Genomic DNA, 19715 nt, shown 5'->3' on the forward strand with positions numbered 1-19715 from the left:
TGGGGGGATGAATACGGGGCGTCTGTGGCCACGACAGTCCATAGCAGGCCAGCGGAGACGAGGCCCAGCACAACGGTTCCGGGAGCGCCCACTGTCCAACGACGGGCAAAGGGGGATCCGTAGGCGACACTAAGGTGCCCGCCCAGAAAGGCGACGGCTACCAGTGCGCAGTACTTGGAGATGAGGTCGGTAGCGTTGGTGATCGGCATGATCGAATCCAGCGCGTAGTACACGGGCGGTACCAGCAGCAGATAAGCGGTGGTGAGAAAGATGCCCGACAAAGCGATTCTGCTCGCCTTTTCCCGCAAGGCGTGCTCAAACCCGGATGCGGGTGTATTTATACGCTTGAACGTAAGACTGCCCAGAAGGATGAGCATGAGCGTCACCGGGACGACACCTAGTGGATTCATCCCAGAAGCTCCGTCATCTTTTCCGCATACTCCTGGGCTTCCTTACGTTGTTTGACGCGCCGCTGCAGCAGGTTTATGCGGCCGGAGATTAGCTCGACAAGTGCATCGTCCGTGATTTCAAGCAGCTCGTCCTCCCTGGCGCGTGGTTGCCAGCCTGCCTCAGCCGGAAGCACGAGGCCGACGACCACCAGACCTGATGCGAAGGAAGTGCCTGCTGCCCTGGAGGCTGCTACCGCAAGCGGTGGGGTCAGTTTGTTTTCGGTGAGCTGCGTGAAGATGTATGTCAGGGCCATGCCAGTCTCTTCTGCCATGCGGTGCCTGATGTCGCCGGAGTCGATGGCGTCAATCCATGCCCGATTGGATCCCTCGTGCGGGAAGTCTATGAGCGGAATATGTTTCCGCAGATCCCGCGGGTAGTACTTCTTCGAGGTGCGGAATTGTAGCTCGGCCATGAGGTCTGCGTGGTGGACCTGGCTGAGCACTTCTGCCGGCGTGGGCTCAATCTGTCTGGTGTACATGTTCCTGTACGGGTCAAAGGCGGCAAGGGACTCCAGCACGTTCGCTCCGGACGCGCGAGCGACGGCAACGACCGTCGATTCTGCAACGTTTCCACGCCGCAGCTGGTTGCCCAACGTGCCTCGGTGCAGCCCCGTCAGAGCGCTCAGAGCGGCAGGGGAAGTGCTGATGGACTGAGCGTCCAGCCAGCTCTTGAACTCTGAGGCTGAGACAGGCACAAACACTCCTTGGATGGGGCAAACACGACAAGACGCGCACGATTGATTCTGCTAGAATGATCCCAATAGTTAAGCATCCGCAAATACTTAACCGTTGGTTTCAAATCCATCCTAGCTTTACGGCTGAGTTTAGCCGGGATGGGTTTTCCGTCCGGGGGACAAGCCTCGGAATAGCCCAGGGGAGGGGCGATATGCGAGTCACTATGCGGTGCAGGGGCGGGACTTACCTGTTCATCGGCTGCTGGTTTCGCGCCGACAGAATCAGGCGGTCGTCCTAATGGGTGTCGCTGCTGCTGGGGCAGCAACAGCCGTTGCAGGTAAGGCGTTTCGAAAAGTCGTCGTTCCTGTTGCCGCCGCTACCACCCTCGCCCTGGGCTTCGTTGTTGTGGTTCTTGACGATGGCGGAACGCCGGCTCAGGCCGCTTCTGCCTGTGCGGCACCTGGCACGTCAGCTGTATCCGCAGCATCAGCGGTCCCTGGCAGCACAGTGGCCGGGTTCGATGGTGAGCAGATGAAGAACGCGGCCGCGATCATGAAGGCTGCAGAGGATCTGAAACTGCCCGTGGCCGCACAGCTAATCGGTGTTCAGGCTGCCATTGGCGAGTCCACGCTGCGGGTCATTGATTTCGGTGACGGTGCTGGCCCGGACTCACGGGGGCTGTTCCAGCAGCGCGCAAATGGTTCGTGGGGTTCCTACGAAGACCGCATGGACCCCCACACCAGCGCTACAAACTTCTTCAAGGCTCTCCAGAACGTTCAGGGGTGGGAAAACCTTGAACCGACCATTGCCATCCACCGCACGCAGCGGAACGCGGATCCACACCACTACACCCGGTTCCGGGAACAGGCCACGCAGATCGTTAAGGCACTCGGCGGGGAGTCGGCTTCCATGGTGGACCCGTCCGGGGTGTGCCCGGTCGAGGGAAACCAGGTTGTCGGCGACATTGCCGGGAAGTGGGTCAAGCCCCTGCAGAAGGCTGTCATGACCAGCGGGTACGGCCCGCGGCCGGCCCCTCCCGGTACGGCCGGGGGAGTGCTGGCCAACTTCCACTACGGAATCGACTTCTCCACTCCTGGCCAGGCCGGGGTGATTGTGGCGATCACGGATCTGAAGATCGTGAAAATCAGAAACCTTGAAGGCCAGTTCGGAACCGGCATCACCGGCCAAACCCTGGACGGGAAGCTGACCATCGGGATGTACCACATGGAGGCCGGCTCTCTAAAGGTCAAGGAAGGCGACACCGTTGCCGCCGGAACCCCCCTCGGGACTGAAGGTGCGACCGGCAACGTCTTCGGCCGGCACCTGCATATGGAGTTTTACGCCGGGGCCCTGCCGAATCCGATGATCCCGATCAACGCCACCATCGACCCCACACCGATCCTCAAAGAGAAAGGCATCCTGTGATGCGCAGAACCGCACTCGCCCCGGCCCTGCTGGCCACCGCTGCCCTGCTGACGGCCTGCGCCGGGACCCCAGCCGCACAGACGACCACCACAGCGGCCGCGCCGGCCCCGACCATCACGGCGGATGCTGACGCGCACTCAGCCGGTGATGGCCACGGGCATGACGAGGCCTCCGAGCAGTACCACGGCCCTAACGTCACCTGGGATGCCGCCGCCGAGACGAGGGTCAAAGAGACCGCCGCGAAGGCCATGGTCCTGTTCGGCCGGCCTTCGGTGGAGGAGAAGACCTGGTTCAAGGATCTGGAACCGATGCTCGCGACCGAGTACAAGGAAGACGCCCGCTACATCGATCCGGCCCGTGTTCCGTTCTCCACCGTCACGGACGGTCCCGCGATCACCCGGGAGGCACAAAACCCCATGACGGTTACGGCGTCCTTCGACACCAACGCCGGGCCGTGGACGATGATGCTCCACCGCATCGGCCAGGACGATCCCTGGCTTGTCACGTCCATCAGCCCGGTGACTCCCCAGTGAGCACGCCCACCGCCGGTGCTGACGAGTTCGGCACAGCACCGCTGTTCACCGACCCGCTAACCGTCCCGGAACGGCACAGCCCGCAGGGCACGGCCGCAAGCAGTGTCCCGGTCCTGTTCCAGGAACCGGCACCAGAGATTTTCAGAAGTCAGAACCCCGAAAGGAAGACCCGATGAGCACCAACTGGTCAGGCGCCGAGCGGAAGTCACGCGCCCCCATCAGCCTGCTGAACCCCGAACCGTCGGCAGAAGATAACGCCGCAGAACCCGTCAAGGAAACCGCGACAGTGACCGTTGCTATCAGTGAGCCGGCACAGGCCCAGCAGGCGGCCGTGGAAGCTCAGGCGGCCCCTTTGGTCAGCGGCCGGCGCAGCGCATCAGTGCTGCAAAAAGACAACATGAACGATGAACTGCCACCGGCCACCGGTTGGCAGGCCTTCCTGCGGACCGTGACGTTCGGGCTGATCAAGCCCAAGGTCGGCGCAGCCGAGCTGGCCCGCCGCACCGACCTTTCCGCGATCCAACGGGTCTACTCCAGGCCCATGCGCATCATGGTCGCCCAGCCCCTGGGCGGGGTCGGCAAGACCATGTGCAGCGTGGGAATCGGATCAACCTTCGGGATCCACTCCGGCCAGCACGCCATCGTCTGGGACAACAACGAAATGATGGGCACCCTCGGTGTGCGGACCAACGCCAACGGCTCTACCCGCACCGTGTGGGACCTGCTGAACGTGCTGGAAAAGTTCGAAACCATCGAGGCCCGTAAAGGCGATTTCTCCTACTACACCCGCCACCAGGGCAAGAACCAGTTCTCCGTCCTGGCATCGGACGAAGACCCGGATCGGATGAAGTCCATCGGCGCGGAAGAATTCAACCGCATCCACACGGTGGTCAGCCGGTTCTACGACACCATCGTCCTGGACACCGGAAACAACACCCGCTCCGAAAACTGGCTGGCCTCTATCGACGTCACAGACCAGCTCGTGATCCCTGTCCGGCTCCAGCGAAACGCCGTCGTCTCGGCCCTGCGAATGATCGAACAGCTCGAATCCATGTCCGAGCGCCAGGGCAACCCGCACTACAAGAACCTCGTCGCCAACGCCGTCGTCGTCATCACCCAGGGCGGGGGCGCCAAAGTCTCGGCGACCGATCAAGCGGACCTCCGCGCCCAGCTCGAATCCACGGTGCGGTCCATCATCGATATCCCCTATGACGCGGCCTTGGACAACGGCTCAATCATCGATTGGCAGCTCGTGGGCGATCCCGCCCGCCGCGCCTTCGAACGCGTCACCGCAGAAATCGCCGCAGGCCTGCTCGAGGTAGACAACCGCAACGCCCACGCACGTATCCACACCACCAACCGATAGGAAACCCACACCATGTTCAAGAGCATCCTCACCAACGTCACCATCCCCGCGGCCGCAGATAACCCCCTGGACGGGGTGACCCCCAACATCAACGTCTTCGGAGTTCAGTTCCAAGGCGCGATCCAGCTGATCCTCGGCGGGCTCTGGGCACTGGTGCTGATCCTGGTCACCGCCGCTTTCCTGATGAACCTGGGCAAGTGGGGAATCGCACGGCAGCGCGGCCACTCGGACGACATTGCAGATGGCGCGGACGGTGCCAAGCGCAGCGGTGTCGCCTTCGCCGCCGTCGCCGGCGCCAGCGTCATCATCGGCGGCATCCTCGCACTGACTGCCGCAGCAGGAGCCTAGCCAACTGGTGGCACACTTCATCGTTGGCAGCTGTCTCCTACCGAAGAACGGAACCAGACCATGAGAACGAAATGGAAGCTACTGATCGCGATTGCCGCCGTCGTGGTGATCGTGGCAGTCGCCGTCGTCCTGATAAATCTCCGCCCCACGGAACAGGCTTCACAGCCCGAACCCACCGCTGGCACGGACATGGTCGCTGGCAAGCTCGGATTTCCAGTCTCCAAAATCAGCATCGGAGAAGGCGGAACCACAACGGCCGCCGACGGCAAAACGCCCATCGGCTACAACGGCACCTGCGACTCCGCCGCCCAAGCAGCAGCCAACTACACACCGGTCCTGCACGATGTGAACACTAAAACCTGGGAAGCCCAGAAAGCCACGATGAAGACGTTGGCCTCGGACGAAGCATGGATCAAGGATGCAGTTCTGCTTGGCGACACCTACACGACGGCGGCCGCGTCCGGAAGCTTCAAGAGCTTCGATGGCGGCTGGCTCGACCGCGTTGATGTCAAAGCTGGGGGCCTCTACCGGCTCGTTTCCTGCGAAGCCGAGAACCGCGCATTGATTCAGGTGGTTTATGGCGGTCTCCGCGGCGGTGAAGCAGAACCCGGTGGCTACTTCGGTACCGATTCCCTGGAACTCGTTTGGGACGGAGATTGGAAAATCTCTGACGCCCTGGTGCGTATTGATGACACAGAACTTGCCGACAAGTTCCCTGACCAAGGCCCTGCGGGCGGTCTCGTCGGCGCTGCAACCGGAGAGATGCCCACTCTCGATAACGGGCTGGTCGGCCGCTACTTCGAAAACCTGAGTAAAGAAGGCTGGGTGGAATATGCAAACGCTACGCGCTAGCAGCAGGATCCGCTTGACTGCCGCACTCCTCGCGCTCTTCTTGGGCTTCGGTGTTCTCACAGCCGGATCCGCTCAAGCAGCGGATGACATCAACGCCTCAGAAAAGTTGAATGCCGATCAATTGAAGCGGCTGGCGGGCTTGCCGGCAGACCAGCGCGACGGCATTCGTGACCGTCTCAACGGCGAACTCGCCAAGAACGTCTGTGGGCCTCAATTTCTCGGTGCAACGATGATCGGCCAGGACTGCACGGGAATGGCAACCCGCGCTTTCAACAGTTTTCTGGACACCCCCGAGAAATCCTTGGACTACCGACCTGCAGAAGGACAGCGCGAGTTTTGCTCATCGTTGGCGCGGGAAGGGGCACCGCCAGCTGCCTTGGGCATATGTGCGGTATCGAGCACATGGAACGAATTCGCCCCGCTTGCTGGCGCTGTGTTGCGTACAGCTGTTTCTACACAGCCTGGCGGGCAGTTTGTGCTGGGCGCGGTGGACACAGTGGCGTTTATCGCCAATGCCAAGGACGGGTTTGAGAAGTTTGCGAACTCGACCAAGGAAGCCGGAGTGACGGCCACGAACGAGGTTTTAGTGAACCTTTTGAAAGTCTCAGAGTTTCAGGTCGATGACGGCTTCCGAGACACCTGGTCAGTCTTTTCCGGCGTCGGGATCGTGTTGCTGGCACTGATGTTCTTCAAACTCTTCCGGGACTACTCGGATGAAAAAATCGATCCTGACGCCATGCGTGAATCGGTGATCTGGTACGCCCCACTCGCGGTTCTGCTGGCATTGTTCGGCCCGGTTCTGGGATACGTGGGCAACAACGCATTGGTTCAGGTTACTGATTCGATCAGCCCATGGACCTCAAACCAGATCGGGGACTTCGCCACAAGCATTTCCCGTTTCGCCTCGTATGAGTCCAGTGGCGTTTTCGGACCGCTGGCAGCTGTGCTGCTGTTCGGGTTGCTCTTCGTCGGGGCCTGGGCGCTCCTGGGGCTGTTCGCTCTGCAGCCACTCGCGCTGTCACTGCTGGGCGTAGGCATTGCGCTGATGATCGGCTTCATGATCCATCCCGAACACCGCGGCCGGGTTGCCAAGGCCGGTTCGCTGTGGCTGGGTATCGCTCTGTCGAAGCCGCTGATTCTGTTGATCATGGGTGCGCTGTTCAGCTTCATCTCGAACCGCCCCGCGTTCCAGGGCGAAGGTACCGGAGACGCCTTGGTGAACGCCTCCTCGGTGTTCATCGCAGCCGCCGCCATGGTCGTCCTCGCGTTCTCACCCGCGCTGCTGTTCAAATTCGTCCCGATACTGCCATCCTCGGCCAGTTCTTTGGGTGCTAACCGTCCCTCCATTGCCGGGGCGGCGATGGTGGCCGGGGCCGGTGCCGGGATCGGTGCGATGATCCGTCAGCGCCGCACCATGCAGGCACAGTCCGGCCCGGCCGGCGGTGGGCGCACCGGTGCCGCCGTCAGCGGGGCGGCAGCCCAGGTATCAGGCGGGCCTCGCTTTTCTGCCGGTCCTGACGGGGGTCTGACCGATGGTGCAGCCGGGGCCGGCGCGGCTACAGGCAGCGGCCGTCGAAGTGCCGGCGCCACCAGACAGGGGGCCGCCGCGATGGGAGCCCCTGGCCAGGATGCACCGGCTGCACCTGATACCCGCACCATTGCCCAGGCGCAGCGGGATGACCGGGCCGGTACTCCGGCCGGAAAAACTGCTGCCGCTGCCCGCAGCGGAGCGGCGAGTGTAGGACGAGGCTCAGCCAAGATTGCCGCCGGCGGGGCGACAGCGTTCCTGCTGGCCGGGCGTGAAGCATCACGGCAGGCCGCACTGCGCGGCCGTCAGGGCGTGAACTCGATGGTGCCTGATACCGATCACATCAGCGGACGGTAATGAGCAGTACGAAAGCAGGGGAGTAGGTCTGATGGGACGCATGGTTGTTGTCGGTGGTGAGGTTTCCCGCCGTGGTTTGTGGGGCGGGAACCGTACCGGTCCTGAGTGGATCGGGCTCAGCATTGCCCTGGTTTCGGGGATGGCGGCGATCATCACCACCGTGGCCGGCACGGAAGCAGCGGCGAGGAGCCCCTCGATGTGGTCCGCAATGTCGTCGTCGTGGATCGGGCTGTAAGGAGCCGGGTCCGACCGCAGCCGGATCGTCTCGCCGGCGGCGACCTTGTCCAAGTGCGTCACGGGAAGCCCGCCGCGGGGCCCGTACGAGGCGTTCATGCGCGCGATCACCACGGGCAGGCCGTACAGGCGTGCACAGAGCCGGGCGGTGCCCTCCTGGGCGACCTTGGTGACCCCATAGGTCGGGGTGGAGGGGTTGATCGGGTCCCCCAGCGGATCGGTTTCGGTGTACCGGTGCCACGGGTCCGGGTGCGGCCGGTAGACCCCGGTCGTGGACATCACCAGCGCCGACGCCGCCCTGCGGAAGTGCGAGAGCACCAAGCCCGTGCCGACCGCGTTGATGTCCAGTGCCTTACCGAAATCATCACCGCCGCCAAGGTACGCGGCTAGGTGCAGTACGTGGTCGAAGTCCTCCGGCAGCCCGGAAAAATCAGGGTTGACCAGGTCGACGGAGCAGGTCTTCACGCCGGCTTCCTGGAGTTCCCCGCGTACCTTTTCGTTGCCGAAGCGGGCGATGCCCCACACCTCGTTCTGCCCGGCCAGCTTCATACTGAGCGCCGAAGCAATCCGGCCCGAGGCCCCGGTGACGAGGATCTTTCTGTCCCTAAGTAGGTGTTGGGAAAGTGGGGCGAGCCTGTTGACTGCCGCGGCCGACGGGTTCAGCGTGGAGGCATGGAGGGCTCTTCCCCGCGTCCCTATCCTTCGGACCTGACCGATGACCAGTGGGCGCTGATTGCGCCGATGGTTCCGGTCAAGACCGGAGGCCGGCCGGCCAAGCATTCGAGGCGCCGGATCGTGGAGGCGATCCTGTACCTGAACCGGACCGGGTGTGCCTGGCGGATGCTGCCGCACGACTTCCCGCCCTGGGACACCGTCTACTGGTACTTCAAGCGGTGGAACCGCGAGGGCATCACCGACCGGATCCACGACGCGCTGCGCGACGCGGCCCGCAACGATGCCGGGAAAGACCCGATGGCCTCGGCCGGCATCGTGGACGCCCAGACCGTCAAGGGCGCCGACACCGTCGGCCGCGATTCCCGCGGGTACTACGCGGGCAAGAAGACTAACGGGCGCAAGCGGCACATCGTGGTGGACACGATCGGGCTGCTGGTGGTCGTGCTGGTCACCGCCGCCAGCGTGCAGGACCGCGACGGCGGGCGCCGGGTGCTGGAAAAGGCCCGGATGAAAATGCCCTCGATCGTGCTCGTGTGGGCCGACGGCGGCTATGCCGGCAAACTGGTGGAGTTCGCACGCCTGCTGCTGCGGATCACCGTCGAGATCGTGGTGAAACCGGCCGGGCAGCACACCTTCGAGGTCCTGCCGCGACGCTGGGTCGTCGAGCGCACCCTGTCCTGGCTGGTCCGCTGCCGGCGCCTGGGACGGGACTACGAACGCCTCCCCGGACACGCCGAGGCCATGGTCAAATGGGCCATGATCGGGCTCATGGCCCGCCGGCTCGCTCCGGCCCCCGGGCGCCGGCCCTGGCAACCCGCCAAAGCGCCGTGACCCCTTTCCCAACACTTACTAAGACCATCGAACGCCACGCCACCGATTCGGCCGCCGCTTACGCCCAGTACATCGCCGCAGCACGCGAACAGCACACTCGCGATAGATGACTGCCCGAGGCCACCCGGTTGCCTTCTCTGACCAAGGGCCGCGTCCGGGGGTCCCTGCCAAAAGCAGGGACCCCCGGACCCGGCCCGACTCGAACGGGCTGCCACCCTCTCCGCCATGGATGCGGTCATCCGGAGCCAGCGCACCTTGAGCGAGGTCGAATCCATTGACTCACACCCCACGTGCTCGATGCGGGCCGCCGGCTTCCATTCCTGCTGCCTACGATTGGGGCGCCCACGCAGGGCCCTACTCCCGGCCCACGAATACCCGCGCATGCCAGTTAATGTCCTGTTTCAACTAAGTTGGCGCAGTTTCACTTAAGTTGCCGCATTCATGCTTTTTGTCTCATCAAAGACGAGTGCAGCTTCAGTGCCGAAGCCCTAGCTAGCCGGAGCGGTGACGTTTTCGAGGACGACGGCCAGGCCCTGGCCCACGCCGATGCAGATCGCGGCGACGCCCCAGCGCTGCCCAGAGGCCTGCAGGGACCGGGCCAGGGTGCCCAGGATCCGGGCACCGGAGGCGCCCAGCGGGTGGCCCATGGCGATCGCGCCGCCGTGCCGGTTCACGATGGACGGGTCGATGCCCCAGGCGCTGATGCAGGCCAGGGACTGCGCGGCGAACGCCTCGTTCAATTCGACGGCGCCGACCTCGTCCCAGCCGATGCCGGCCCTGGCGAGGGCCTTGTTCGCCGCCTCCACCGGGGCGTAGCCGAAGAACTGCGGGTCGTTGGCGTGCGCGCCGCGCCCGGCGATCCGGGCCAGAGGCTCCAGCCCGAGCAGCCCGGCGGCGTTCTCGGACCCGATCCACGCCGCGGACGCGCCGTCCGAGAGCGGGGAGGCGTTTCCGGCGGTGACCGTCCCGCCGGCCTCGGCGCCCTCGGGCTCGTTCCGGAACACGGTCTTGAGGGCCGCGAGCTTTTCCGCGGTGGACCCGGGCCGGATGCCCTCGTCCCGGACCAGGTCCGTGCCGGGGACCACGGTGACGAGGTTGTCGTAGAACCCCTCGTCCCAGGCCGCGGCGGCCAGGTTGTGCGAGGCGGCGGCGAATTCGTCCTGCTGTTCACGGGCCACGGCGTATTTTTCGCGCAAACGCTCGGTGGCCTCGCCCAAAGAAATTGTCCACTCGGCGGGCATGGCCTTGTTCACCAGGCGCCAGCCCAGCGTGGTGGAGGCCAGGGTCAGGTCCCCGGCCGGGTAGGGCTTTTCGGTCTTGGGCAGCACCCACGGGGCCCGGGACATGGATTCGACCCCGCCGATGAGCATCAGCTCGGCGTCCCCGGTGCTGATCTGGCGGGAGGCGATAATCGCCGCGTCCAGCGAGGACCCGCACAGCCGGTTGACCGTGGTGCCCGGGATGGACACCGGCAGCCCGGCGAGCAGGGTGCCCATCCGGGCGACGTTGCGGTTTTCCTCCCCGGCGCCGTTGGCGTTGCCGAACACCACCTCATCGATCCGCTCCACATCCAGCTTCGGGGCACGCTTCACGGACTCGCCGATCACGTGCGCGGCCAGGTCATCCGGGCGGATCCCGGCGAGACTGCCGCCGAACTTGCCGAACGGTGTCCGCACGGCGTCATAGATATAGGCCTGGTTCACACTTTCCTCGTTTTCCTTTGAAGCCGCTTGCAGGCGCAGGTTGGCGCTGCCCGCCGTTGTTGAGGACGTCGGGCAGCGATTGCAGTGCGTGTTTAGGCCGTCGGGATCCGGATGAGTTTCTTGTTGGCAAATTCGTTGATCCCGTACTGGGCCAGTTCCCGTCCGACGCCCGAGCGCTTGACCCCGCCAAAGGGCAGGTCAGGGGCGCTGCGGCTGATGCTGTTGATCCAGACCATTCCGGTTTCCAGCTGGTCGGCGAGCTGCCGGGCGGCCTCGACGTCGGCGCTGTAGATGGAGCTCGAGAGGCCGAAGGGCGAGTCGTTGGCCAGGTCAACGGCAGCTTCGGGGGAATCCACCCGGTAGACGACTGCGGCCGGCCCGAAGATCTCTTCCGAGTAGGCCCGCATTTCCGGCGTAACACCGGTCAGGACGGTCGCCGGGTGGTAGGCGCCCGCTTCGTTCGGGGCGTCACCGCCGGTGACGGCGGTCGCACCCTTAGAGACGGCGTCCTGGACGAGTTCGGCGATTTCGTCGACAGCGGCCTGGGAAGACAACGGCCCGAAGGACGTCTGGGCATCCGTGGGGTCACCCGGGGTGATCTTGGACATGGCTTCAGTGTAGCGGCGCAGGAACTCGTCGTAGATGTCGCCGACAATGATGAAGCGCTTGGAGGCCGTGCAGGCCTGGCCGCCGTTGTACATCCGGCCCGCCACGGCGCCGGCGACGGCCTTGTCCAGGTCGGCATCCGGCAGGACGATGAACGGGTCGGAGCCGCCCAGTTCCAGCACATACTTCTTCAGATGGCGCCCGGCAACCTCCGCGACGGCGGATCCGGCCTTCTCGGAGCCGGTCAGGGAGACGCCCTGCACGCGCGGGTCGGCGATCATGGTGGCGATCTGGCCGCTGGTGGCGAAGGCGTTGATGTAGACACCGGCGGGCAGCCCGGCGTCGCGGAAGACAGCCTCGATGGCCAGGGCAGACTGCGGGCAGTTGCGTGAGTGCTTGAGGATCACGGTGTTGCCCAACACGATGTTGGGGGCGGCGAAGCGGGCGACCTGGTAGTAGGGGAAGTTCCAGGGCATGATGCCGACAAGCGGTCCAATAGGTTCGGTGCGGACGACGGCCGAGCCGGGGCCGCTGATCTCCAAGGGTTCATCGCGGAGGAAGCGTTCGGCGTTGTCGGCGTAGTAGGCGTAGATCGAGGCCACGAGGGCAACTTCACCGCGGGCCTCGGCGATAGGCTTGCCCATCTCCAGGGTCAGCAGCGCGGCAAGTTCCTCGGAGCGTTCCCGGTGCAGTTCGGCGATGCGGCTCAGTACTGCGGCCCGCTCCGCCAGCGGGGCGCAGCGCCAGGTGCGGTATTCCGTGAAGGAGCGCTTGAGTACATCCTGCACTTCCTCGTCGGTGAGGGTGGGGAACGCGGCAACGCGTTCTCCGGTTGCCGGGTTGATGGTCGCGTAGTTGCTCATGGTCCGGAACTCTTTCTGCGGGTACGGCCTTGTCTTAGCACTCACGATCCCAGCTTCCGGCTATGCCGTCCAATACTTATTAGTAGGGTGATCAATGATCATTATGGATCAATCGCCGTAACCCATTTCCCTAAAGGCCCATCTATGACTCAAAAGTAATAAGTTGACCAATGTTAGGTATTGGACGATGACTAATGAGTAATGCCACAGTGGGCGGGTGAAGACGATCCAGATCCACGACGCCGGCGCGACCGTCCACGTCGAACTCAACCGGCCGGAAGTCCGCAACGCCATAGACCGGCTCATGGTGGACGAGTTGCACACCGTCTGCGCCGATTTGGAGCGGAATCCCCGAATCCTCATCCTCTCCGGGGCGCACGTTGCCTCCGGGGGCATCTTTGCTTCCGGAGCGGACATCGCCCAGCTCCGCGAACGCCGCCGTGATGATGCGCTGGCCGGCATCAATTCGGGCCTCTTCCAGCGGATCGCCCGGCTGCCGATGCCGGTGATCGCAGCCATCGACGGCTTTGCGCTTGGCGGTGGTGCTGAACTGGCTTATGCGGCGGACTTCCGGATCGCCACAGCACGGGCAAAGATCGGCAATCCCGAAACCGGGCTCGGCATCCTCGCTGCCGCCGGCGCAGGCTGGCGCCTCGTGGAACTGGTGGGCGAGCCCCTGGCGAAGGAAATACTGCTCACCGGCAAAGTGCTCGACGGCGCAGAAGCGATGGCGGTTCGCCTCGTCACTGAACTGCATGAACCGGACCAACTGATTTCCGCGGCCTTCGCCCTCGCGGCCCGGATCGCGTCCCAGGATCCGCTTGCGGTCCGCCTCACCAAGAGTGTCCTCCACGCGCCCAGGTCCGCCCACCCGGCCATCGATGAACTCGCCCAGGGCATCCTCTTTGAATCAGAGGCAAAGTTTGAGCGGATGCAGGCATTTCTGGACCGAAAAAAACACAAAGGAACCACCAAATGACCAACTCCACCTCAATAAAAACCCCGGGCGTCCCCACAAAGGTAGGTGTTCTCGGCGGAGGCCGGATGGGTGCCGGCATCGCCCACGCCTTCCTGGTTTCCGGAGCGGAGGTCACCGTCGTCGAACGCGACACGGCGGCGGCCGCAGCGGCCCGGGACCGTGTCACCGGAACGCTGGCCAAGGCCATTGAGAGGGCGGCCGTGACGGAGGATCTGGGCTCGCTGCTCGGCCGGTTCGCCATCTCGACGGACGCCATGGACTTCGGCGGTGCGGGCCTTGTTGTCGAAGCCGTTCCGGAGGACTTCACGCTCAAGCAGGAAGCGCTGCTCAATGTTGAGCGCAGCCTTGGCGCGGACGCCTGGATTGCCACCAACACGTCCTCGCTGTCCGTCACCCGGCTGGCCGCCCCACTGAGCAGGCCGGAGCGGCTCTGCGGGCTGCACTTCTTCAACCCGGTCCCGGCGTCCACGCTTGTGGAAGTCGTGCTTGGCCCGCAGTCCGCCCCTGAACTTGCCGACGCCGCTACCGGCTGGGTTCGCGGGCTGGGCAAGACTCCAATCGTGGTCCACGATGCCCCAGGCTTCGCGAGTTCCCGTCTGGGCGTTGCACTTGCGCTGGAGGCCATGCGGATGCTGGAAGAGGGTGTGGCCAGTGCCCAGGACATCGACGCCGCCATGGAACTCGGTTACCGGCACGCCTCCGGACCGCTACGCACCACGGACATCGTCGGGCTGGACGTCCGCCTCGGAATCGCCGAATACCTGCATGAAACGCTCGGCGAGCGGTTCGCCCCGCCCCGGATCCTCCGCGACATGGTGGCGCGCGGCGAGCTTGGACGCAAGTCCGGCAAAGGGTTCTACGACTACTCCTGAACAGTGAGCCCAAGCAACCGAGCGTGATGTCAGTATGGCCAGGTAAGCGCGCTCTGTTGTTGATCCGGCCAATTATGTCTGTCGTGCAATAAAACCGCCATCAATAGGTATTGGACGGATAGCAATGCGGTCCGTCATGGTGGAGGAAGAGAACACTATGCGAGGAGCCCATTGATGGACAGCCAACACTCCGCCACCGCTGAGAGGTCGGTATTCGGCCGCAGTTCAGATGGCCCGCTCAGCGGCATCCTGATCGCAGATTTCGGCAGGGTGCTGGCCGGACCGTACTGCACCATGCTGCTGGCCGATCTCGGGGCGACCGTGATCAAGATCGAGAGCCCGGCCGGGGACGAGACCCGGGCGTGGCGCCCGCCCACCCGCGGCGATGACTCGACCTACTTCCTCTCGATCAACCGCAATAAGACCTCGATCAAGCTCGATCTCCGTGATGCGGACGACCGCAGGACCGCCCAGCGCATTGCGGAACGGGCCGACGTCGTGGTGGAAAACTTCAAACCGGGTGACTTGGTGCGCTACGGCCTGGACTATGACACCGTCGCGGCCACCAACAAGGACGTGGTCTACGCCTCAATCACCGGCTTCGGGACCACCGGCGGTGCACAGCTCCCAGGCTACGACCTGCTGATCCAGGCGCTGTCCGGGCTGATGGACCTCACCGGAGCGCCGGACACCGAGCCCTTCCGTTCCGGAGTTGCGGTGTTCGACGTCATCACCGGCCTGCATGCCTGCATCGGCATCCTCGCTGCCCTGCGGCACCGGGACCGCATCGGGGAAGGCCAGCTGGTGGAAATGAACCTGATGTCCTCCGCACTCTCCGGCATGGTGAACCAGACCGCAGCCGTGGTGCTGGGCGGGGTTGCCCCGGCCCGGCTGGGCAACGAGCATCCGAGCATCTACCCCTACGAGCCTTTCGACACCGGCGACGGGAAGCTGGTCATCGCCATTGGCAACGACGCCCAGTACCGCACCTTCTGCGCCACCATCGGCCGGCCGGAACTGGCCGTGGATCCGCGTTTCGAGCAGGCACCGCTGCGCAGCACCAACCGCACGGAACTGCGGCCGCTCCTGGTGGAATGCCTCTCGACCCGGACCGCCTCCGAATGGTTCGACATCCTCACCGACGCGAAGCTCCCGTGCGCACCGATCCAGGACCTGCACGCCGGGATCGCATTCGCCGAGCGGATCGGTCTGGAGCCCGTCGTGACGGTAGGGCACGGAGAGGGCACGCAGCCCGGGGTGCGCAACCCCATCCGGCTGTCCAAGACCCCCGTGAGCTACGACCTCACCCCGCCCGATCTGGACAGCGGCGCCGGGCTGGTCCGGGCCTGGCTCGGCGCGGACGAGCCCGTTTTGGCCGGCGCCCTTGCCGGCACTCCCACACGATCCCCTGAGGAGCACTGATGACCGCCGCCACGGACCTGTCCGTCAATTCCGATTTCTATGTAGTGGACGACTACCTCAATGACACCGACCGGGCACTGATCGCCCGTGTCCGTTCCTTCGTCGAACAAGACGTCACCCCCGTCATCAACGAATACTGGGAGAAGGCGGACTTCCCGTATCAGCTGGTGCCCAAGTTCGCGGAGCTGGGAATCATCGGCACAGCGATCCAGGGCTATGGCTGCCCGGGCCTGACCCGGCTGCAGACCGGCCTCGTCGCGATGGAACTCTCCCGCGGTGACGGCAGCATCAACACCTTCAACGCCGTCCATTCGGGACTGGCGATGGGCAGCATCAACCTGCTCGGCAGCGGCGAGCAGAAGCAACGCTGGCTCCCGGCGATGGCCAAACTGGAAAAGCTGGGCGCCTTCGCACTGACGGAACCGGAGCACGGCTCCGACTCCGTGGCCCTGGAAACCTCCGCGCGCCGGGACGGCGACCACTACGTCATCAACGGCTCCAAACGCTGGATCGGGCTGGGCCATGTGGCGGACCTCGTCATCATCTGGGCCCGGGACACCGCCGATGCGAAGGTGAAGGCGTTCGTTTTGGAAAAGAACGACGACGGCAGCTACCCCGCCGGGTACCACGCCGAGGCCATCACGGGAAAGATGGCAAAGCGGGCCGTCCAGCAGGCACAGATCGAGATCGACGGCCTGCGGATCCCCGCAGAAAACCTGCTGGCCAATTCCCGGTCCTTCCGCGACGTCGGAGCGGTGCTCAACACCACCCGCAGCACCGTGGCCTGGGAATCGCTCGGCCATGCCACCGCCGCCTACGAGATGGCGGTCAGATACGCCCGGGAACGGGTCCAGTTCGGCCGCCCGATTGCCAGCTACCAGCTCGTGCAGAATAAACTCGCCAACATGCTCGCGGACCTCACCGCCATGCAGCTGATCTGCTTCCGCACCGCGGCGCTTCAGGACGAGGGCCGGCTCAGCAATGAGCAGGCTTCCCTGGCCAAGATGTTCACCGGGGACAAGGCACGGACGCTGTGCCGGGATGCCCGGGACATGTTCGGCGGCAACGGAATCCTGCTGGAGCACCATGTGGCCCGCCACCTGACCGACATGGAAGTGGTCCACACCTACGAAGGCACCGATTCCATCCAGTCCCTGATCCTGGGGCGTGAGATCACCGGCATCTCGGCCTTCTCCTGACCTGTTCCGGCCGCGCTTCCGGCGGGGCTTGTAGTAACAAAAAAGCACGGTCGTCCGACGGGACGGCCGTGCTTTCTTGGCTTCTCAGCCTGGTGACCTTGTCCAGCTCGTACTCCAGAGGCGCGGAAGGAACGAGCCGACGCCATCCCTCAGTGCTAGTGCTTGATGAAGTGACCGGTCTAGCCTCATCGGGGCCGGGAAGAGGAGCCTGAAAGCCATAATTCATTTGTCATAGATGAGGGGAGCAATGTTACTTGATCCAGATATAATGAGGCCATGGAGATCAAGGACTTCAAAATATTCTTGGCGGTCGCCACGGAACTACATTTCGGGCGAGCCGCCAGCCGGCTCCATATGGCTCAGCCCCCGGTTAGCCGCGTGATAAAAGCATTCGAGCATGAACTTGGCGCTGAACTATTTAAACGCAGTACCCGCTCGGTCAGTCTTACGGCAGCAGGCGAAGCGCTTATTGGCCCCGCCCAACGGATACTTGCAGAGGTGGAACGAGTCAAGCAGGACGTCGCCGCGGCCGGCCGTGGAGAAGCCGGCCGCGTGAGGATTGCCTTCGCGGGTGCTTCCACCCACGTGATGGTCGGCCGCCTCGCTCGCGCCGCACGCTCCCGGCTTCCCGGCCTCGTGCTCGAACTCTCCAGCCAAAACTACGCACAGCCTGCCATGTCCCGCGTTCTGACGGGCGAGGTGGACATCGGTATTGGCCGCTGGGATCACATTCCCGCAGGCATCGAGACGCGAGTTCTGGTCAACGAGCAACTTATGCTCGCCGTGCCCAAAAACCATCCCCTCGCAGGCAGGCACAGCACCCCAGTCTCGGCCTTCGAAGACGAGCCGTTCGTCGTCCTGCCAGCCCATCCCGGGTCGGTCCTCACGGACCGCCTTTTCCGCCTCTGCCATGCAGCGGGATTCGAGCCCCGCATTGTTCAAGAAGCCCCGGACTCGTACACCGGACTGGCGCTTGTCTCAGCAGAGGTAGGGACAATGCTCACCATCTCCTCCGTGGCGGAGAATACCGATCACCATGGAGTTTCATTCATCCCTGTTTCCGACGAGATCGACGGCGTACAACTACGGATGGCTTGGAAGACGGACTCGCAAAATCCCGGACTCAAAACCATCCTCAGCCTGGCGGAAGAGGTTTTGCCTCAAGAACTGCCGGGAGCCTAAGTGTTCGCCTGCCATATTTCTACTATGGGGTCGGTGAACTCGGGAGTGTCTGTTTAACGGTGGATCCGCGGTTGGCATTTAGTTGATTCTTCCTTCGAAGGGGAAAAGCGAAGGCGTTCAGTGCCGGCTTCCATCGTGTGGCCCATCGTGCCCTGCCTTTGCCGGTGGGGTCCAGTGCCCGGGTGGCCAGGTAGGGGCATTTCAGGGCCTCCTACCCGGTGGGGAAATGTCCCCGGGCCCGGACCGCGCGCCGGTAGCGGGCGTTGACGGATTCGATGGCGTTGGTGCTGCAGATGACCCGGCGGATTTCCACGTCGTAGTCCAGGAACGGCACGAACTCGCTCCAGGCGTTTCCCACAGCCGGGTGATCGCCGGGTACTGCCTGCCCCATTTGCCGGAAAACTCCCCGAAGCGTTCCTTCGCCGCGGCTTCGGAGGGCGCGGTGTAGACCGGGCGCAGATCCCGGGACATTTCATCCCAGTACTGCCGGGCAGCATAGCGGAAGGTGTTGCGGATCAGGTGAACAATGCAGGTCTGGACCACGGCGGGTTCCCACACGGTGGTGATGGCCTCCGGCAGCGGCTGCTCCTGCGGGCCGGGAACACGCTCTTGGACCGGGCAAGGAACAGGCTCAGCACCGTATTCTAGTTGCCGGGGCTGATGTCAGTGGTCAGAGCCCTGTCGTCCTCAAGGCGACCGGCTTCCCGGCGAACGCTGCCACACGCTCCGGACTCCTCCGGCCGCCAGAGCGTGTGCACGCCGATGTCGAGCAGCTTCCGCTCACCGACGTCGGTGATCACCCAGATGAATCCGTGGTCGGAAAACGTCATGTCAATCCAGCCGCCCCACAGTGCCCCGGTTTCGTGATCCCTCACAACGACGCGGTCGCCGCGGACCAGGGACAGGAAGATGTCGATTTCGCATTCCGTCAGCGACTCTTTCAACCCGGTTCTCCCCGGCCCGGCGTTCAGAGCCGCCGTGCGCAGCGAGCACCCGGCCCGGCGGGCAGCGGGACAGAGCAGATTAAACACGCTGCCGGCCGGCGCGCCGGAGAGATCCCTCTGCCGTCCGTTCATCGCGGCTCGTTCCCCCACTTTTCGAGTGTCACGCCCGGGGGAACGTTGCTGTCCAGGCGCGCTTCATAGCGGCCCGGTGCCAGCCGCGTGACAGAGATGCCGACTTGTTCAGCTACCGCCGCCGGCTTCAGGAAATCCACCGCTTTATCCAGGGCGGCGTCCAGTTCTTTTCGGGTGTGGACGGCGATGAGGAGACGTTCGGGTGGTGCGTGCATGGTGATGAGTCCTTATTCTCAGGGCGGTGATGAGTACTTCGGACACGCCAGATGTTCTGGCGTCGTGGGGAGGAGCGGCAGCCTGCCGGCATGGTCCGGGCTGAAATCCAGGCGGGCGGCCGGTCCGGCGGAACTTAGGAGACCAGGCTTCCGGCAGAAGAAGGGGCCGGATTCGGGGACGCTGGAGAACGGCGGCGATTTGCTTCCGACAGTCCAAGGATGGTGGCTTCAATATCTTCTAGGGATTGCCGGATCCATGCGAGGGCGGCCAGGTCCTCGGAGCCTTGAGCCGGGTCACTCGATGACGCCTCCAGGAGCGCAACCC

General features: G+C 64.2%; 19 protein-coding genes and 2 pseudogenes. 13 read left to right on the forward strand and 8 right to left on the reverse strand.

The annotated features are described in order from the left end of the window. Positions 1–410, reverse strand: a 410-nt coding sequence (locus AC1RJY_RS23575) for a hypothetical protein (RefSeq protein WP_498603674.1), incomplete at its 3' end; no start/stop codon positions are given. Beyond that, complete coding sequence (locus tag AC1RJY_RS23580; RefSeq protein WP_253033876.1) at positions 407–1144, reverse strand: hypothetical protein; 738 nt, start codon at positions 1142–1144, stop codon at positions 407–409. The genes AC1RJY_RS23575 and AC1RJY_RS23580, both read right to left, overlap by 4 nt. Positions 1145–1421: 277 nt before the next feature. Here AC1RJY_RS23580 and AC1RJY_RS23585 point away from each other — a divergent pair, with 277 nt between their 5' ends. The 6 genes from AC1RJY_RS23585 (at position 1422) to AC1RJY_RS23610 (ending at position 7533) form a co-directional block, all read left to right on the forward strand. Beyond that, positions 1422–2549, forward strand: a complete 1128-nt coding sequence (locus AC1RJY_RS23585; protein ID WP_253033875.1) for a M23 family metallopeptidase — start codon at positions 1422–1424, stop codon at positions 2547–2549. After that, a complete protein-coding gene (locus AC1RJY_RS23590) occupies positions 2549–3082 on the forward strand; it encodes a hypothetical protein (RefSeq protein WP_253033874.1) in 534 nt (177 codons plus the stop codon). Before AC1RJY_RS23585 ends, AC1RJY_RS23590 begins: the two co-directional genes overlap by 1 nt. A 172-nt stretch (positions 3083–3254) precedes the next feature. Then, positions 3255–4448, forward strand: a complete 1194-nt coding sequence (locus tag AC1RJY_RS23595; RefSeq protein WP_253033873.1) for a MinD/ParA family ATP-binding protein — start codon at positions 3255–3257, stop codon at positions 4446–4448. Positions 4449–4460: 12 nt separating this feature from the next. After that, positions 4461–4796, forward strand: coding sequence for a hypothetical protein (locus AC1RJY_RS23600; protein WP_253033872.1), 336 nt, complete (start codon positions 4461–4463; stop codon positions 4794–4796). Positions 4797–4856: 60 nt separating this feature from the next. Beyond that, a complete protein-coding gene (locus tag AC1RJY_RS23605; RefSeq protein ID WP_253033871.1) occupies positions 4857–5648 on the forward strand; it encodes a hypothetical protein in 792 nt (263 codons plus the stop codon). 13 nt (positions 5649–5661) lie between these two features. Next, positions 5662–7533, forward strand: coding sequence for a hypothetical protein (locus AC1RJY_RS23610; protein WP_253033870.1), 1872 nt, complete (start codon positions 5662–5664; stop codon positions 7531–7533). Here the strand turns inward: AC1RJY_RS23610 and AC1RJY_RS23615 are convergent. Further along, a complete protein-coding gene (locus AC1RJY_RS23615; protein ID WP_263661262.1) occupies positions 7456–8547 on the reverse strand; it encodes an NAD-dependent epimerase/dehydratase family protein in 1092 nt (363 codons plus the stop codon). The genes AC1RJY_RS23610 and AC1RJY_RS23615 overlap by 78 nt on opposite strands. On the opposite strand from AC1RJY_RS23615, the gene AC1RJY_RS23620 reads away from it, so the two are divergent. Then, positions 8440–9273, forward strand: a complete 834-nt coding sequence (locus AC1RJY_RS23620; RefSeq protein WP_253033868.1) for an IS5 family transposase — start codon at positions 8440–8442, stop codon at positions 9271–9273. The genes AC1RJY_RS23615 and AC1RJY_RS23620 overlap by 108 nt on opposite strands. Positions 9274–9761: 488 nt before the next feature. Here the strand turns inward: AC1RJY_RS23620 and AC1RJY_RS23625 are convergent, their stop codons facing one another. Beyond that, positions 9762–10976: a thiolase family protein gene (locus tag AC1RJY_RS23625; RefSeq protein ID WP_253033867.1), complete on the reverse strand. Its 1215-nt coding sequence runs from the start codon at positions 10974–10976 to the stop codon at positions 9762–9764. 92 nt (positions 10977–11068) lie between these two features. Next, positions 11069–12490 (reverse strand): NAD-dependent succinate-semialdehyde dehydrogenase, encoded by a 1422-nt coding sequence (locus AC1RJY_RS23630; protein WP_342451805.1) that lies wholly within the window; start codon positions 12488–12490, stop codon positions 11069–11071. A gap of 172 nt (positions 12491–12662) precedes the next feature. Here AC1RJY_RS23630 and AC1RJY_RS23635 point away from each other — a divergent pair, with 172 nt between their 5' ends. The 6 genes and pseudogenes from AC1RJY_RS23635 (at position 12663) to AC1RJY_RS23660 (ending at position 18099) form a co-directional block, all read left to right on the forward strand. Continuing rightward, positions 12663–13424 (forward strand): enoyl-CoA hydratase/isomerase family protein, encoded by a 762-nt coding sequence (locus AC1RJY_RS23635; RefSeq protein WP_253033910.1) that lies wholly within the window; start codon positions 12663–12665, stop codon positions 13422–13424. Further along, complete coding sequence (locus tag AC1RJY_RS23640) at positions 13421–14296, forward strand: 3-hydroxyacyl-CoA dehydrogenase family protein (RefSeq protein ID WP_253033909.1); 876 nt, start codon at positions 13421–13423, stop codon at positions 14294–14296. Before AC1RJY_RS23635 ends, AC1RJY_RS23640 begins: the two co-directional genes overlap by 4 nt. A 174-nt stretch (positions 14297–14470) precedes the next feature. Continuing rightward, complete coding sequence (locus AC1RJY_RS23645) at positions 14471–15718, forward strand: CaiB/BaiF CoA transferase family protein (RefSeq protein WP_253033908.1); 1248 nt, start codon at positions 14471–14473, stop codon at positions 15716–15718. Further along, a complete protein-coding gene (locus AC1RJY_RS23650; protein ID WP_253033907.1) occupies positions 15718–16917 on the forward strand; it encodes an acyl-CoA dehydrogenase family protein in 1200 nt (399 codons plus the stop codon). The genes AC1RJY_RS23645 and AC1RJY_RS23650 overlap by 1 nt, the downstream gene beginning before the upstream one ends. A gap of 276 nt (positions 16918–17193) precedes the next feature. Further along, positions 17194–17367 (forward strand): annotated as a pseudogene (locus AC1RJY_RS23655) (LysR family transcriptional regulator); the annotation flags it as partial. Between the two features lie 48 nt (positions 17368–17415). Further along, positions 17416–18099, forward strand: coding sequence for a LysR family substrate-binding domain-containing protein (locus tag AC1RJY_RS23660; protein WP_253033915.1), 684 nt, complete (start codon positions 17416–17418; stop codon positions 18097–18099). 78 nt (positions 18100–18177) lie between these two features. On the opposite strand, the pseudogene AC1RJY_RS23665 reads toward AC1RJY_RS23660, so the two are convergent. The 3 genes and pseudogenes from AC1RJY_RS23665 to AC1RJY_RS23675 all read right to left on the reverse strand — a co-directional run. Next, positions 18178–18678, reverse strand: a pseudogene (locus tag AC1RJY_RS23665) (transposase); the annotation flags it as partial. Between the two features lie 65 nt (positions 18679–18743). Next, positions 18744–19193, reverse strand: a complete 450-nt coding sequence (locus AC1RJY_RS23670; RefSeq protein ID WP_253033906.1) for a hypothetical protein — start codon at positions 19191–19193, stop codon at positions 18744–18746. After that, on the reverse strand, positions 19172–19390 hold the full coding sequence (locus AC1RJY_RS23675; RefSeq protein ID WP_253033905.1) for a hypothetical protein: 219 nt from the start codon (positions 19388–19390) through the stop codon (positions 19172–19174). The genes AC1RJY_RS23670 and AC1RJY_RS23675 overlap by 22 nt, the downstream gene beginning before the upstream one ends. Between the last annotated feature and the right edge of the window lie 325 nt (positions 19391–19715).

It is taken from the genome of Arthrobacter sp. GW822-FHT05G07 (assembly GCF_058799755.1).